The organism is Flavihumibacter sp. ZG627 (genome assembly GCF_000814325.1).
Lineage (GTDB): Bacteria > Bacteroidota > Bacteroidia > Chitinophagales > Chitinophagaceae > Flavihumibacter.
Map to the genome: position 1 here is coordinate 161,474 of NZ_JPHF01000004.1, position 16,127 is coordinate 177,600.

13 protein-coding genes are annotated in these 16,127 nt (G+C 41.6%); 8 read left to right on the plus strand and 5 right to left on the minus strand.

The features are described from left to right. Positions 1-22: 22 nt before the first annotated feature. From HY58_RS10255 to HY58_RS10270, 4 genes are all read right to left on the minus strand, one after another. A complete protein-coding gene (locus tag HY58_RS10255; protein WP_039131448.1) occupies positions 23-745 on the minus strand; it encodes a head GIN domain-containing protein in 723 nt (240 codons plus the stop codon). A gap of 74 nt (positions 746-819) precedes the next feature. After that, the gene (locus tag HY58_RS10260; protein ID WP_052324025.1) at positions 820-2,199 is read right to left on the minus strand and encodes an MFS transporter; all 1,380 of its coding nucleotides are present in this window, start codon (positions 2,197-2,199) and stop codon (positions 820-822) included. Between the two features lie 28 nt (positions 2,200-2,227). Continuing rightward, entirely contained in the window at positions 2,228-2,890 is a 663-nt protein-coding gene (locus tag HY58_RS10265) for a bifunctional 4-hydroxy-2-oxoglutarate aldolase/2-dehydro-3-deoxy-phosphogluconate aldolase (protein ID WP_039131450.1), read from the minus strand. Between the two features lie 28 nt (positions 2,891-2,918). Further along, entirely contained in the window at positions 2,919-4,427 is a 1,509-nt protein-coding gene (locus tag HY58_RS10270) for a tagaturonate reductase (RefSeq protein ID WP_052324027.1), read from the minus strand. 115 nt (positions 4,428-4,542) lie between these two features. On the opposite strand from HY58_RS10270, the gene guaA reads away from it, so the two are divergent. The 6 genes from guaA (at position 4,543) to HY58_RS10300 (ending at position 14,007) form a co-directional block, all read left to right on the plus strand. Then, positions 4,543-6,078 carry a glutamine-hydrolyzing GMP synthase gene (gene guaA / locus HY58_RS10275; RefSeq protein WP_039131452.1) on the plus strand — a complete coding sequence of 512 codons (1,536 nt, stop codon included), beginning with the start codon at positions 4,543-4,545 and terminating at the stop codon, positions 6,076-6,078. 19 nt (positions 6,079-6,097) lie between these two features. Next, positions 6,098-7,318: an ABC transporter substrate-binding protein gene (locus HY58_RS10280; RefSeq protein ID WP_156123650.1), complete on the plus strand. Its 1,221-nt coding sequence runs from the start codon at positions 6,098-6,100 to the stop codon at positions 7,316-7,318. Between the two features lie 135 nt (positions 7,319-7,453). After that, complete coding sequence (locus HY58_RS10285; protein WP_039131457.1) at positions 7,454-8,470, plus strand: ligase-associated DNA damage response exonuclease; 1,017 nt, start codon at positions 7,454-7,456, stop codon at positions 8,468-8,470. Then, positions 8,467-10,071 (plus strand): ATP-dependent DNA ligase, encoded by a 1,605-nt coding sequence (locus tag HY58_RS10290; protein ID WP_253271543.1) that lies wholly within the window; start codon positions 8,467-8,469, stop codon positions 10,069-10,071. Before HY58_RS10285 ends, HY58_RS10290 begins: the two co-directional genes overlap by 4 nt. 66 nt (positions 10,072-10,137) lie before the next feature. After that, positions 10,138-11,535 (plus strand): c-type cytochrome, encoded by a 1,398-nt coding sequence (locus tag HY58_RS10295; RefSeq protein ID WP_172644640.1) that lies wholly within the window; start codon positions 10,138-10,140, stop codon positions 11,533-11,535. A 9-nt stretch (positions 11,536-11,544) separates the two neighbouring features. After that, a complete protein-coding gene (locus tag HY58_RS10300) occupies positions 11,545-14,007 on the plus strand; it encodes a ligase-associated DNA damage response DEXH box helicase (protein ID WP_156123651.1) in 2,463 nt (820 codons plus the stop codon). On the opposite strand, the gene HY58_RS10305 is transcribed toward HY58_RS10300, so the two are convergent. Then, entirely contained in the window at positions 14,008-14,496 is a 489-nt protein-coding gene (locus HY58_RS10305) for a hypothetical protein (RefSeq protein WP_039131462.1), read from the minus strand. It abuts the gene before it with no gap. 56 nt (positions 14,497-14,552) lie between these two features. Between HY58_RS10305 and pdeM the strand changes: the two genes are divergently transcribed. Further along, a complete protein-coding gene (gene pdeM / locus HY58_RS10310; RefSeq protein ID WP_039131464.1) occupies positions 14,553-15,212 on the plus strand; it encodes a ligase-associated DNA damage response endonuclease PdeM in 660 nt (219 codons plus the stop codon). Then, positions 15,209-16,126, plus strand: a complete 918-nt coding sequence (locus tag HY58_RS10315) for a histone deacetylase (RefSeq protein ID WP_039131466.1) — start codon at positions 15,209-15,211, stop codon at positions 16,124-16,126. The genes pdeM and HY58_RS10315 overlap by 4 nt, the downstream gene beginning before the upstream one ends. Position 16,127 lies beyond the last annotated feature (1 nt).

Genomic DNA, 16,127 nt, shown 5'->3' on the forward strand with positions numbered 1-16,127 from the left:
TTGGAAAAACCAATCTTATCAGTTAGTCGACCTTATTTACATTTCCACTTCCCCTGATATTACTTTTGACTGAAGGGTTCCCTTTATAACTAACATCACCACTACCCATAACCGAAATATCGAGTGACCGGCTAGCTTCAACACTGGCGTTACCACTTCCTTTTATTTCGATAGATGCTGTTTCTGTCTTCAGATCAATTGCTTCCAGGTTGCCACTGCCAGCGCTTTCCATTTTAATGCTGCGGGTTTGGCCGGAAACTTTTACGTTTCCACTACCATATGAATATAATTCGAGTTCAGGACATTGTACCTGAACGTTAATGTCGCCACTACCCTTTGTTCCCATCTCCATACCAGTGCTATCGGTAATTAAAGATTCACTATTGATATTACCTGAACCAAGGGTGTAGACGGATTCAAAATCAGGTGAGGTAACTATAATATTAACTTCACGGGTAGGCCTCAGATTAAATCCTTGTTCGCTGCGAATCACAATTGTATTTCCTTCAATATTTGTTTCAATATGCTGCAGGATATTATCTTCCCCTTCCAGAAATACTTCATGGCGGGGACCATTTTTAATTACGATATTAAACGATCCCTTTTGTTCTAATTTGGTAAACTCACCGGGTGTTCGGGTGGTTGTAGTTGTATTTCCGTTGCCTTTTACCTTTTTACCGAAATTGTAAACACAGGAAGAAACGAATAGGGATAAAGTGATAAGAATAAAGTTTACTGTTCTCATTTATGCAGGTTTTGTTTTTGATTAGACTACCGGTCGCAAATTAAGTTACAATAAATAGAAAAAAACTCATCTGCCTATAGATCTGTTACAGGTTTATACCTGGGAACCAGCCACTTCATTACAGTCCAAGCTACCAGGTAAGCTATTGAACAGATGGCAAACATGATGGTATAACCTGTTTCAATATTTCCCAAAGACTTATAATGATCAAAAATGGCCCCGCCCAGTTTAGTAACAAGTACACCACCTAGCCCTCCAGCCATCCCTCCTATTCCAACCACTGAACCAACCGCCTTAGCAGGAAACATATCTGAAACAGTGGTAAATATATTGGCGCTCCAGGCCTGGTGAGCAGATGCACCAATGCCAATCAGTAATACCGGCATCCAGTAGGATACTTGACCCAGCGGCTGGGCCGCAAGAACTACCAGGGGTATTATGGCAATCAGCAGCATGGCCTTCATTCGTCCATCATATGGCTCGAAACCTCTTTTAATGAAATACATGGGAAACCACCCGCCTCCGATACTACCGAACATGGTCATGCTGTAAAGTATGGCTAAGGGGAGCATGATAGCCGTTCCGGTCATTTGGTATTGATCATTTAGGTATGCGGGGAGCCAGAAAAGGAAAAACCACCAAACACCATCTGTCATGAACTTACCGAATGCAAATGCCCAGGTCTGCCTGTAGCCCAGAAGTTTGAACCAGGGGATACTGGAATGCTTTAACTCAGTTGCTTGAACAGACTGGCCTTCATTAATATATTTACGTTCAGCGGCTGAAAGCCTTTTCTGCTTTTCGGGTTTCTCATAGGCATAAAGCCAGAAAAACAACCATATAAAACCGAGGGCGCCAATACCCAGGAAAGCAGCTTCCCAACCCCATTTTACTGCAATCCAGGGGACAGTGAGAGGGGCAAGTATGGCTCCCACTGTAGTTCCGGAGTTGAAGATGCCGGTGGTTAGGGACCGTTCTTTCTTTGGAAAATATTCAGCTGTTGCTTTAATGGCAGCAGGAAAATTACCCGCCTCGCCAAGTCCGAGCAAAGCACGGGAAAACATAAATCCTGCAACAGATACAGATACAGCTCCAATTCCCACCCAGGCCATTAAACTTACGAGGCTTTGTCCGATGGGAATAGCCAGGGCATGTACCATGGCAGCAAGTGACCATATGATAATGGCCCATGAATAGCCCGACTTAGTTCCTAACCTGTCAATAATTCTTCCTGCAAAAAGCATGGATACTGCATAGGTGAACTGGAAAACTGATGCGATATTGGCATAATCTGTATTGCTCCAACCGAATTCAAGTTCCAGTGCAGGTTTAAGAAGGCTGAGCACCTGGCGGTCGAGATAATTTATAGTGGTCGCAAAAAAAAGAAGCATGCAGATGGTCCAGCGATACTTACCTATTAAAGTAGGCTGTTCCAGAGGTTCTGTTGACTGCATGTGATGGTTTTTATTATTTAATTTATTCTTAATGATAGCGCACAATTTTAAGCAGTTCAATCGCGTTATTTGCAAGGCTGCCAATTTCATTAAAATTGCGATCGGCCAGTAACTCTTTACTGATCATTTTACTTCCTATACCTACAGCGCATACTCCCGCGGCAAACCACTCACGTAAATTCTTTTCCTGTAACTCAACACCTCCCGTTGGCATAAAAAGCATGTCAGGAAATATATCTTTCACTGCAGTTATGAAGCCTGGTCCAAGAATATTACCAGGAAATATTTTCACCATTTTCGCACCTGCATTGTCTGCAAGCGAAATTTCAGTTGGGGTCATGCAACCTGGGATCCATAATGTTCCTGAATTAAGAGCCATCTCCCCCACTTCCGTTATCATTGCAGGAGAAATTATATAATCAGCTCCGGCATCGAGAAAACTAATTGCATCGCTTTTTGATTTGATAGTCCCAATACCAAGGACCATTCCGGGCCATCTGATTAGTCGCTCTCTGGAAATTGCTTTAAAGTTGCTTAGTGCATGTTCACCACGATTTGTATATTCAATTGTGCGGATACCACACTGATATAGAATATCTACAACAGAAATGCTTACCGCTTTGTCCTGGTCATAGAATAGTGGGAGGAATCCCTGATCGCAAATGAGACTTATTATTGAACTTGATTTCATTTATAACTGGCTGATTTTTTATTCCCAATTAAGAATTTTGGAACAAATTATTAGGTGTGAGTTTGAAGTTGGATTTGTTTAGCCAATTGTTGACTTTATCTGTAAACCCAGGTAACTCATTGAGATCTGATCCCCATAATGCCAAATCACCAAGTATTGCTTTAACGATGCCATTGCTGTTATCCTTCCAGTGGGTTGCATAGATGGCAGCATTATCATCATTTATTGGATATTCAACCGATTCCTGCTTTCCAGTATACCCATTAGTGGCAGGTGCGGATTTCATAAACTGTATATGTGCAGCAAAGCCACGTGCAATAAGGTTAGGCACTTCATTAAATCTCAGTATATATTCCTGCAAAACCGGGACAACCCGGGTTTTAAGTTTGGAACTATATTGGAGGGTTATATTGATCCACTTATGTTCAATATAAGGATTCCTGAAACGGTCCAATACCTGATTGGCAAACTCATTGGCTTCCTGGAGGGAGATATCATCTCCAATTATGGATGGGATGATTTCCTGATTCATTATGTCCTGAATTAGTTTGCGCATGTCCTCATTTTCCATGGCATCTTTTACCGTTTCTATTCCGCTAAGAACTGCAATACCACAAACAAGCGAATGTGTAGCATTCAACAGCCTGAGTTTTAATTCGCGGAACTTCCGAATATCGGGGGCAATGATAACACCATTGTCAATCTGGCTAAAACTTAGAATATCTTTCACAATTGCTAAGTCGGCGGCAATTGCCCAGAGACCATACACTTCGGATACAACAAAAAGTTCATCACGGTATCCGAGCAATTGTTCTTCTTCGGCCATGTGTTGACCATCAGGTTTGCCAGGTACAATACGGTCTACCAATGAGTCACAGAAATGATTATGCGCAATCAGCCAATTGATAAAGTCATCCTCCATTTGATTCAATTGTGCCAGTGTAAGGATTATTTCTCTAAGTTTTTTTCCATTCTCAGGAATTAACTCAGTTGGAATGATGATCATGCCTTTATGGGAATTACCCTGAAAAAAATGATACCGACGGTAAAGAAAAGCGAGGAGTTTTCCTGGGAATGACTTCGGAGGAGAATTTAATATTTTATCTTCGGCATCCAGCACCAGACCTATTTCGGTAGTATTTGATATTACCAGTTCCATTGCGGGATTCTCAGCACAGGCCAGAACAGCCTCCCAATCTTTTGATGCCGATAATACCCGGCTAATAGAAGCATTGATAATTGTTTTCTCAACATGAATACCATGTTCAATGCCCATCAATTTTTGGGTATACAATGAATCCTGGCGTTGAAATGATTCGGTTGACCCCAGGTCGGTAGTTTTGACAACCACAACCCTGCCATTAAAAATTCCTCTCTTATTAGCCTTATCTATATAATAATCAGGGAGCGCACGCAATAACACACCTGTCCCGAACTGAAGAACTTTTTCCGGTAGTTCAAATATCTCCTTTCCCGGAACTTCAATCCTTTCTGGAATACTTCCCTCCGGTATTGATCTTGAAAGAATATTTTGCATGATGGTAGATTATATGAAAGCAGTTACAATATCGGAAACAAATCCTAGCTGAGTATTCATCTTAGGCAACTCCGGTTCCACAAACCTCAGCCGGAGATATTATCTTTGCGGCACAATGACAGAAAAAATACTCATATTAGATTTTGGCTCTCAATATACACAATTGATAGCCAGGGCTGTGCGTGAAGCGAATGTTTATTGCGAGATCATCCCTTATCATAAACCATTCGAAATAGATCCGTCCCTAAAAGGAATTATTCTCTCGGGTTCACCATTTTCGGTGAATGATGATAATGCTCCGGATGTTGATATCCGTTTTCTGAGTGAAAAGTTACCGGTTTTAGGCGTTTGTTATGGAGCACAGTTAACGGCAAAAAAATTTGGTGGAAGGGTCGAGAAGAGTGATAAACGTGAATATGGCCGGGCATTTATGAGAACCATTAAAGAAGACGTTATACTTAAAGGAATATCAACGCCATCACAGGTTTGGATGAGTCATGGCGATAGCATCAGCGAACTGCCAGACGGGTTTGAGCTGCTTGCTGATACGGAATCTATTCCCGTGGCTGCTTTTAAAAAATCTTCCGGAAGTGAAATTTTATATGCCGTTCAGTTTCACCCTGAAGTATACCATTCCATAGAAGGTAAAAAACTCATTCGCAATTTCCTTGTGGAGATATGCGGATGTTCTCAGGATTGGACGCCTGCACATTTTATAACAGATACTGTGGAGGCACTTAAGAAACAGATTGGAGACCGCAAAGTGATCATGGCACTGAGTGGCGGGGTCGACAGTACAGTAGCGGCAACCCTTATCCACCGGGCAATTGGAGATAATCTCTATGGTATTTTTGTAGATAACGGAGTATTGAGAAAAGGGGAATATGAGCAGGTACTTAAAACTTATAAAGACAATCTGCATCTCAATGTGAATGGTATTGATGCAAAGAATACCTTTTATCGGGAGTTGGCCGGCAAAACCGATCCTGAAGAAAAAAGGAAAGTGATCGGAAAGCTTTTTATTGATGTGTTCCAGGAAGAAGCTGCTAAAATTGAAGGTATTGGTATGCTTGGGCAAGGAACCATATACCCGGATGTGATTGAAAGTATTTCAGTGCATGGGCCTTCGGTAACCATCAAAAGTCATCATAATGTAGGGGGCCTTCCGGAAAAAATGCATCTGGGATTGGTGGAACCACTGCGTTACCTTTTCAAAGATGAGGTTCGGAGGGTTGGCAGGGAACTGGGTATCCCTGATGAATTACTTGATCGTCACCCTTTTCCCGGTCCGGGGTTGGCGATACGCATTCTTGGGGAGATCACAGAAGAAAAAGTTAAACTCTTGCAGGATGCTGATCATCGATACATCTCTGGCCTCAAAGAACACAACTTATATAAAACAGTATGGCAGGCTGGCGCAATCCTGCTTCCGGTAAAGAGTGTGGGGGTTATGGGAGATGAACGTACCTATGAATATACGGTTGCATTGAGGGCAGTTACTTCCGTAGATGGTATGACGGCCGATTGGGCTCACCTACCCTATGATTTTCTGGCACACATTTCGAATGATATCATTAACAATGTTCGGGGAATCAACCGGGTTGTATATGATATCAGCAGTAAGCCGCCGGCAACCATCGAATGGGAATAAAAGAACAAACCGTTAGAAAATGAGGTTTACCAAATGGATTTTCTTATTGGCAGGAATTATTTTTACCAGCTTTGCTTTCAGTTTAAAAGCTCAGGATTCAGCTATTGTAAAATTACCCGACACACTGAGAGCGGTAAAATACAAAAAGCCTGTTTTAACCATCTTATTGCCTCTGTATCTTGATTCCGCTTTTGATGCAAGTGGCCAATACCGTTATGGAAAACAGTTCCCTCGTTTTATGCTTCCGGGCTTAGAATTCTATGAAGGTGTTCAACTCGCAATTGATTCACTAAAGAAGGAAGGTGTTGTTTTAGATGTAAATATAGTTGACACCCGCTCCAGCCAAAGTTTAGGAAACATTTTAGCGCAATCTGTCGTTAAGAATGCCGACTTACTTCTTGCACATATCAGTTTTAATGAATTGAAGCCATTGGCAGAATTTGCAAATGATGAAAAACTTCCTTTTATCAATGTGAATTTGCCCAATGATGGAGGCGTCACCAATAATCCTTATATGGTAATCCTTAACAGCACTTTACAGTCGCATTGTGAGGGTATTTATAATTTTCTGCAAAGAAATTACGGCAAAGGACCAATTGTGGTATTCCGCAAAGCAGGAGCCCAGGAAGATAGGTTAAAAGCTTATTTCAGTGACGTGGAAAAAGCAACTATGGGCACAGCATTAAAGCTCAAATATGTGACATTACCTGATGGGTTTACGGAGGCCCAGTTAAAAATTCATCTGGACAGTAATCGCATAACGATGGCTGTTGCTGGTAGTCTTGATGAAGGTTTTGCACGGCATCTAGCAATACATCTGGCTACGCTTAACAAAACCTATCCCGTACAGGTTATGGGAATGCCAACCTGGGATGGAATAAGAGACCTTGACAAGAAGGAATACAAAGACCTGGAAATATTTTATTCCATTCCATTCAATCCCGTTCGTACAGATGCATTGAGCGAAGCAATTGGCAGGCATTTCAAAGACAATTTATTTTCACGTCCGAGCGACATGGTATTCAGGGGATATGAGACCATGTACCGTTTTGGTAAGCTGCTTCAGGAACAGGGTCCGAATATCAGCTCGAGCATTGGAGAGAAAAAACATAAGGTATTTACCGACTTTGATATACAGCCCGTGTTGCTCGATAACCAGAAGCAGCAACTTGATTATTTTGAAAATAAAAAGCTTTACATTATCAAAAAGCTGAATGGTGCTGTACAGACCGTATTCTAAAAATCTTTTTAGACGTTACCAATCTATTCGGGACATACGTTCGAACATGTATGTGGCAGTGATGTTATAAGTGGCCAGCCTTTTGCATTAAGAGAGGATTACTGTGCCACTTGCACACAAATCAATCGCCAGGTAATGAATCTGATCACTTTCACAGAAGCGGGATTATTTTGCTCATTAGGACAGTTTTACATTGATCCATGGAAACCTGTAGACCGTGCCGTTATCACGCATGCCCATAGTGATCATGCGCGATACGGATCGAAGCATTACTTATGCCATACTTATACAAAGCCATTACTGCAATTAAGACTGGGTGAGGGTAATTATCAGGCAATTGAATGGGGGGAAAGAATCAACATCAATGATGTTGTTATGAGTCTGCACCCTGCGGGTCATATTATTGGTTCATCACAGGTAAGAATTGAGTACAAGGGGGAGGTGTGGGTATTCAGCGGTGACTACAAAACAGAAAATGATGGCCTAAGTGGTCAATTTGAGGCCATTCCCTGTCATACTTTTATTACAGAATCCACCTTCGGACTTCCTATTTATAAATGGGAAAAACAGGAAACCATTTATGATGAAATTCGCAAATGGGTAACACAAAACATGGAGGATGGATTCAGTTCTGTGCTACTTGCATATAGCCTGGGAAAAGCACAAAGAGTAATTAATGCATTGGAGCAAAATCAAAACATTTATGCCCACGGCGCTATTTGCAATTCACAGGAACTATTGATAAATCAGGGTTGGGAACTTCCTTCGGTCCAGCGGATAACAGTTGATACAGAGAAGTCTGCGTTAAAAAAATCTATTGTGATCGCTCCACCCAGTGCGGATGGCAGTAGCTGGATGAAAAGATTTTCCCCTTTTCGTGTGGGGGTTTGCAGCGGATGGATGCAAGTGAGGGGAAATGTAAGAAGAAGAAATGCTGATGCCGGATTTGTTTTAAGTGATCATGCCGACTGGGATGGATTAATATCGGCCACAGCTGCAACAGGAGCTGAAAAAGTATATGTTACACATGGATTTCAATCTGCTTTTTCGAGGTATCTAAATGAAAAGGGCATTGATGCTTATGAGGTTAAAACGGCCTATGGTCAGGAAGAAGAAGACGAGGGAAAGGAAACCAAAATTGATACACCATGAATGGTATGTCATTATTTGCCACTCTTGTACATGCGTTGGGTACATCCACTAAAACCAATGATAAACTTGATGCATTGGTTGACTATTTTGGGGAGGCATCACCTCACGATAAAATATGGGTGATTGCCCTGTTTAGTGGAAGACGACCCAAAAGAGCAGTTACCAGTACCCTTCTGGCTGCCTGGTGTCGTGAAAAGGCAAACTTGTCGCAATGGTTATTTGAAGAATGTTATCATACTGTGGGGGACCTTGCCGAAACAATTGCCTTATTATTACCTGAGATTAAGAGAGGTATTAACCCCCACTCACTCTCCTATTATCTCGAAAAACTGATTGATCTTTCACAAAATTCGGAGGCGGAAAAGAAGTCATTCATTTTGGAGAGTTGGGAGCAACTTAACCGTCAGGAGAAATTCGTATTCAATAAACTAATTACAGGAGGCTTCCGGATTGGTGTATCTCAGCAGATCATGGTCCAGGCTTTAGCCCGAACTGTTTCGCTTGAAACTTCGCTAATTGCCCACCGTATCAGTGGTAAATGGGATCCGATGACTACTGCCTTTGAGGAATTGCTTGGTGGTGAACTGGCTTCAACTGACGATTCAAAGCCTTATCCATTCTTTCTCTCCTATGCGCTTGAGCAATTACCCGAGGAACTAGGTTTGCATGAAGAGTGGCAAGCAGAATGGAAATGGGATGGCATCAGGGGGCAACTCATTAAAAGGAATGATAAGCTCTTTGTGTGGAGCCGTGGGGAAGAGCTTATAACTGATAAATTTCCTGAGTATAATGCATTACTTAATATCCTGCCGAATGGTATAGTTATTGATGGCGAAATAATGCCAAGCCGGGATGGACAACCATTACCCTTTGCTCTTTTACAAACAAGAATTGGTCGTAAGAATGTTACCAGGAAACAATTACTGGAAGCACCGGTATCTTTTTTTGCTTATGATTTACTTGAAATTGAGGGACACGACATCCGATCTTTTTCGCTTTCGGATAGGCGAAAAAATTTAGATGCGATTGTAAAATCAGTTAATCACCCGGCCTTATTAGTATCAAGGATTATTGACTTTAATAATTGGAATGATTTAAAAATTCTAAGAGACAGATCAAGGGAAAACGGAGCGGAGGGATTGATGTTAAAACGCATGTCATCCACCTACCAGGTTGGTCGTAAACGCGGAGATTGGTGGAAATGGAAAATTGATCCACTTACAATTGATGCCGTGCTGGTATATGCCCAGAAAGGACATGGGCGAAGAAGTAACCTTTATACGGATTACACTTTTGCCGTAAAAGACGGAGACAAGCTCGTTACGTTCACTAAGGCTTATTCGGGATTAACAGATAAGGAATTTGCCCAGGTTGATGCTTTTGTAAAAAACAATTCGCTGGAGAAATTTGGTCCGGTGCGAACTGTAAAGCCATCACTGGTGTTTGAGATTGCATTTGAAGGCATTGCTGCATCTGCAAGGCATAAAAGTGGAGTAGCACTTCGCTTTCCTCGTATGTTGCGTTGGCGTCACGATAAAAATGTGGATGAAATAAACACTCTTGAAGATCTGAAAAGAATGCTTGAGATTTATGGAAAGTAAAACTGCCTGCAGAGAATATTTTAATAGTCATAAATTCCACTCAGATCGGTAAATTTAACAATGCAAATGAAGTACAGAATCTGTGTAGTAATGATGCTTGCTATTGTTGGCATGGTGAATCTGCTTGGAACCGGCAACCCCGCAAGGGATCCGGAGAAACCAGTTCCCATCCCTCCCTCCCCTCAGCGAACCGGTAATCCTGAAAAAGGATTTGATTATCTTACCACAGGAGATTATGTGAAAGGGGGTATTCCATATGATTTTTTTCTACTTGGCAAGGGCAAGGAAAAATACAATTACCTTAAACGAACAGGCCTTAATGCAAATATTAGCCATGAGTTCACTGTGGTAACAGCAGCAAATGGGGAAAATCTTGTGGCACCTAATTGCATGCAATGCCATGCCCAGGTATTTAATGATAGTCTTATTGTGGGAATGGGCAATAGCTTCATGGATTTTTCTTCCGGAGCCGAACAACAATTAAATCAAAAAAATGTAAACATGCTTGCTATGATGCTTAAAAACACATCCCCAGCAAGGTATGAGGCAGCAAAACATTTTTTACAGGTGACCGGGACCATTAGTCCCTATCTGCAGACTGAAACAAGAGGGGTGAATGCGGCGGACCGCCTGGCAGCAGTTCTTGTTGCACACCGCAATCCCCTGACATTAGAATGGCGCGATACCGCTATTATGGACATACCACCTGATGTAATACCAAGTGACGTTCCGGCATGGTGGCTCTTAAAGAAAAAGAATGCCATGTTCTATAATGGGTTCGGAAGGGGTGATTTTGGAAGGTTTCTTATGGCATCCAATCTGCTAACGGTGAAGGACAGTGCAGAAGCAGCTACAGTTGATAGAAAAATCAGTGATGTTCTCGCCTATATTTATACGTTAGAATCACCTAAATACCCCGGAAGCATTAATAAAATGTTGTCTGAAAAAGGCAGGCTTATCTTTAAAGACAATTGTTCAAAATGCCATGGCATCTATGGAGAGGAAGAAGAATATCCTAACCTACTAATTCCCCAATCTGTAATAAAAACAGATTCTGCATTGTTCAAAGCCAATTACCAGAACCCGCAATTTGTAAATTGGTTCAATAACAGCTGGTTTGCCATGGGCGACCATCCAGCCCGTCTGGTACCATTTAATGGTTACATTGCCCCTCCATTGGATGGAGTCTGGGCTACCGCACCATATCTTCACAATGGGTCTGTTCCAACTATATTCACATTATTGAACAGTTCCGCCCGACCTAAATATTGGGAAAGGAATTTTTCCAGACCTGAATATGATTATGAACAACTTGGGTGGAAATATGAATCAAGGGATTCTGCAACTGGCACAACTATTTATAATACTACCCTTAAGGGATATGGTAATTATGGACATAATTTTGGTGACAAGCTGAGCAAAGATGAGCGATTGGCCGTGATCGAATACCTGAAAACTTTGTAAGAAATTACTTTGCTGTTCCACAAAACGATAGGATATAAAGTTGTTGTAAAATGGTTGGAGAAGCAGGAACGAAGGCCATTTTCATTCCAATCTGAAACATGGGAGGCTATTCACCTTGGTGAAAGTGCCCTGGTTAATGCGCCTACCGGCTATGGCAAAACATTCTCTGTTTTTCTGGGCGCAGTTATTCAATTCATTAATGACAATCCCGATAATTATAAATCAAAATCTATAAACGGCCTTCAACTTCTATGGATCACTCCATTGAGGGCACTTGCCAAAGATATCGGAAGGGCTATGGAGAAAGTAATAGGAGAATTGGAAATCAATTGGGAGGTTGGCATCCGGAATGGTGATACCCCTCTTTCGGAACGACAAAGACAAAAAAAAAATGCTCCCGAAGTTCTGATTATTACGCCTGAAAGCTTACACCTGCTGCTTGCTCAAAAAGGCTATGCACTTTTCTTCAAATCCTTACGGATCATTGCCGTGGATGAATGGCATGAGTTACTAGGCAGTAAACGCGGGGTTCAGGTTGAACTCGCCATCTCCCGCATTATAAGTGCTTGTAAACCTACCCCCCCTTCGGTATTCGGGATCTCTGCTACAGTAGGTAATCTTGAACAGGCAAAAAATGTTCTATTGTCACCTTTAGAATCTGGAAGCCGAATTATCCAGGCCAGCCTTCCCAAAGTCACCAAAGTGGAATCCATCTATCCTGATGAAATTGAAAAGTATCCCTGGGCCGGTCACCTTGGAATCAAACTGGTTGATAAAATTGTTCCAATAATTCGGAATAGCAAAACAACCCTGCTTTTTATTAATACAAGGGGAATGACGGAAATGTGGTACCAGGCATTACTTACAGCAGCTCCGGATCTTGCCGGTGCCATTGCGATCCACCATGGTAGTATTGAACAGGAATTGCGGCAGTGGGTAGAAGACGCCCTGCATACGGGTACACTTAAATGTGTAGTTTGTACAGCAAGCCTTGACCTTGGTGTTGATTTTCGGCCAGTCGAAACTGTTATACAGGTGGGTTCACCAAAGGGCGTGGCCCGCTTCCTGCAACGGGCCGGCAGAAGTGGACATCAACCAGGTGCAACAAGCAGAATTTATTTTTTACCAACTCATTCCCTTGAACTAGTTGAAGCGGCTGCCTTGCAGCAAGCGATCGATCTGGGAATAGTAGAATCAAGGCAACCGATGTTACTTTGCTTTGATGTGTTAATTCAATATTTATGCACAATTGCAGTATCAGATGGATTCAGGCAGGAATTGATCTTTGATGAAGTAAAATCTACCTATTGTTTCAGAGAAATGACGGAAGATGAATGGGCACTCATTCTTCAATTCATTACCTCGGGTGGTAAAGCACTTCAACAGTATGATGACTATAAGAAAGTTGAGATAGTTGATGGGCTTTATCGCATAACAAGCAGACGTATGGCAATGCGTCATCGCATGCATATAGGTACAATTGTAAGCGATGCGATGCTGAAAGTTAAATTCATGACCGGAGGATATATTGGAGTAATAGAAGAATGGTTCATCAGCCGACTTGATCCAGGGACTACATTTACCCTTGCCGGGCGAAACCTGGAATTGGTGATGATCAAAGATATGACAGTGCTGGTGAAGAAGTCAAATGCCAAAAAAACTATAGTACCGAGTTGGATGGGTGGCCGGATGCCATTATCAGCGAATCTTGGAAAACTTCTGAGAGAACAATTCAATGATGCTGGCAAACAAAAGAACACACGTAAAGAAATAAGTGCTTTAAAACCACTCTTTGATCTACAGTCATCACTCAGCCATATTCCGAAGGACAATGAATTGCTGATTGAACAAATAGAAACTAAGGATGGCTTTCACTTGTTTGTATTCCCTTTCGAAGGCAGGCTGGTTCATGAAGCTATGGCTGCTATCCTTGCCTGGCGGATAAGCCAGATCAGACCCATCAGCTTTTCTTTCGCAATGAATGATTACGGTTTCGAACTTCTTAGCGACCAACTCATTCCGGTTGATGATACAAATGTTTATGATCTGTTTTCACCAGATAACCTCTTCCTTGACATACAGCGAAGTGTAAATTCTACGGAAATGGCTAAACGAAAATTCAGAGATATTGCGGTTATTGGTGGACTAATATTCCAGGGTTACCCTGGTGAACATAAAAAAGCGAGGCACCTGCAATCAAGTGCTTCGCTTCTTTTCAAAGTTTTTCAGGAATATGAAAGGGACAACCTCCTTATGAGACAAGCCTACCAGGAAGTTTTCGACCAGCAAATGGAAGAAGCCCGCTTGCGTGAAATGCTTGACCGTATACAATCTTCCAGTATAGTTCTGCAGTTTCCTGAAAAACTGACACCTTTCTGCTTTCCTATTAAAGTTGACAGTATGCGTGAGAACCTCAGTTCGGAAAAGTTGGAAGACCGTATCCGAAAAATGCAGCTACATCTGGGGAATTGATTATTTCAGATATTTCAACTGTGAAGTATACAGGATGATAAATAATAGAGGCAATAATAACATAAATGAAGCTCCACCCGCAAAACCAACTCCTATAAAAAGCAGGCTTCCGATAATTGGAAGAATTTCACCGATCAGCCACATAAAATACCCGGCCTTTTGAAGTTTTCTCATCTGCAATGCTCCATAAAAACAAAGCCCAATGCCCACAATCATGATAATAAAAAGGGGTATTCTGTTTTCATAGGCGAGCCGTGCATTTTCAAGTGCTTCAGGCCCCATCATAGACTTCATAAATTCTGGCACTTTATCCATGTCACCGCTTGCCTGGGCTTCTTCCAATCTGTCGAGATTTTTCCGTCCATTAATAAGATTGAGTGATCCGAAAAATAACTCAATGGCGCAGCCGATCATTGTTAATATAGTCAACACGTTCAAAAGGGATGGTAGCTTTTTCTCATCCTTATCAAAGGGGTTTTGTGTACTCATAAAAACAGGTTTGGTTTATAATTCCATTAAAAATAAACCATTTAGCTTTGCATGGCATGCAGGCACCAATATCTTTTTCAATATCTGGCCAACAACTTTGGCTTTCCCCACTTAAAGCTATATTTTGGGAAAATCAAAATACGCTGATACTATCGGATCTCCATTTCGGGAAAAGCGGACATTTCCGAAAATCTGGTATTGCTATTCCGCAACATGTGTACCGCAACGACCTCCAAAGACTTTTCGCCCTTGTACAACATTTCCAGCCTTCCTCAATAATTATAGTGGGTGATTTTTTTCACTCCACTCAGAACAAGGAAGCTGAATTATTCGCAAAGTGGCGAAGTGATCATTCAGGTATTGTGTTTAACCTGGTAAGGGGTAACCACGATATATTTCCAGACCGATGGTATGAAACCAATAATATAAAATTACATTCAGACACGTATCAGCAAGGTCCTTTTTGTTTTGTACATGAATGGTCAAAGTGTGAAGATGAGGAAAGGAGGGGATATCATTTTTCAGGCCATATACATCCAGGGGTAAGATTCAAGGGAGTTGGCAAGCAATCTCTTAGGCTTCCCTGCTTCTATTTTGAACAGGACTATGCAATCCTGCCTGCATTTGGTGATTTTACTGGTCTTGCTATTATTGAACCAAAGAGGGATGCAAATGTTTTTGTAATTGCCGGTAACCAGGTTTTGAACCTCCAATGATAAATCCATATCTGTATATTGCCTATGATCCGGCTTATAATCATCCCCTACCCGAAGGTCATCGCTTTCCCATGCTTAAATATGACCTGGTACCTGAACAACTATTATATGAAGAAATCATAACAAAGGAAAATCTACACCCACCTTTTCCATGCAAAGACGAGATTATCCTCATGACGCATACAGTTGAATACTTTGACAAATTGAAATTGCAACAATTATCGCCCAAAGAGCAACGTCATATTGGCTTTCCACAGTCCCCTCAACTTACACTCAGGGAACTGATCATAACGCAGGGTACTATCAATTGCTGTCATGCAGCACTGAAGCATGGCATAGCCCTGAATGTTGCAGGAGGAACTCATCATGCGTTTGCGGATCATGGTGAGGGTTTTTGCCTGCTTAATGATTTTGCAGTGGCTGCCAACTACCTCCTCCACCAGAAACTGGCAGAAAAAATACTTATTCTTGATCTTGATGTTCACCAGGGCAATGGTACTGCAAAGATTTTCGATCAAGAAAACAGCGTTTTCACTTTCAGCATGCATGGTCGACACAATTACCCATTTCATAAGGAGAAATCAGATCTTGATATTGAACTCGAAGATGGTACTAATACTATCACCTACCTCCATTTACTTAATCACTATTTGAATTCGCTACTTCAAAAAAATAAACCGGATTTCGTTTTTTATCTTTCAGGTGTTGATATTCTTTCGACAGATAAGTTTGGAAAATTAAAGGTTACTATGGAAGGGTGCAAAGAAAGAGACCGATTAGTCTTCAGCCAACTTTTTTCTTTTAATATTCCATGTGTTGTTGCAATGGGTGGAGGCTACTCTCCAAATATCAGGCATATTATTGATGCTCACTGCAACACATTTAGAGAAGCAGCAAATTTTTTATGGCAATAAT

What these genes read in the sequence shown, in the direction of transcription:
- HY58_RS10315 (WP_039131466.1), top strand. Translation starts at nt 15,209, where the DNA reads ATGATAAATCCATATCTGTATATTGCCTATGATCCGGCTTATAATCAT.
- HY58_RS10255 (WP_039131448.1), bottom strand. Translation starts at nt 745, where the DNA reads ATGAGAACAGTAAACTTTATTCTTATCACTTTATCCCTATTCGTTTCT.
- HY58_RS10295 (WP_172644640.1), top strand. Translation starts at nt 10,138, where the DNA reads ATGAAGTACAGAATCTGTGTAGTAATGATGCTTGCTATTGTTGGCATG.
- HY58_RS10270 (WP_052324027.1), bottom strand. Translation starts at nt 4,427, where the DNA reads ATGCAAAATATTCTTTCAAGATCAATACCGGAGGGAAGTATTCCAGAA.
- HY58_RS10290 (WP_253271543.1), top strand. Translation starts at nt 8,467, where the DNA reads ATGAATGGTATGTCATTATTTGCCACTCTTGTACATGCGTTGGGTACA.
- guaA (WP_039131452.1), top strand. Translation starts at nt 4,543, where the DNA reads ATGACAGAAAAAATACTCATATTAGATTTTGGCTCTCAATATACACAA.
- HY58_RS10260 (WP_052324025.1), bottom strand. Translation starts at nt 2,199, where the DNA reads ATGCAGTCAACAGAACCTCTGGAACAGCCTACTTTAATAGGTAAGTAT.
- HY58_RS10280 (WP_156123650.1), top strand. Translation starts at nt 6,098, where the DNA reads ATGAGGTTTACCAAATGGATTTTCTTATTGGCAGGAATTATTTTTACC.
- HY58_RS10265 (WP_039131450.1), bottom strand. Translation starts at nt 2,890, where the DNA reads ATGAAATCAAGTTCAATAATAAGTCTCATTTGCGATCAGGGATTCCTC.
- HY58_RS10305 (WP_039131462.1), bottom strand. Translation starts at nt 14,496, where the DNA reads ATGAGTACACAAAACCCCTTTGATAAGGATGAGAAAAAGCTACCATCC.
- HY58_RS10285 (WP_039131457.1), top strand. Translation starts at nt 7,454, where the DNA reads ATGAATCTGATCACTTTCACAGAAGCGGGATTATTTTGCTCATTAGGA.
- pdeM (WP_039131464.1), top strand. Translation starts at nt 14,553, where the DNA reads ATGCAGGCACCAATATCTTTTTCAATATCTGGCCAACAACTTTGGCTT.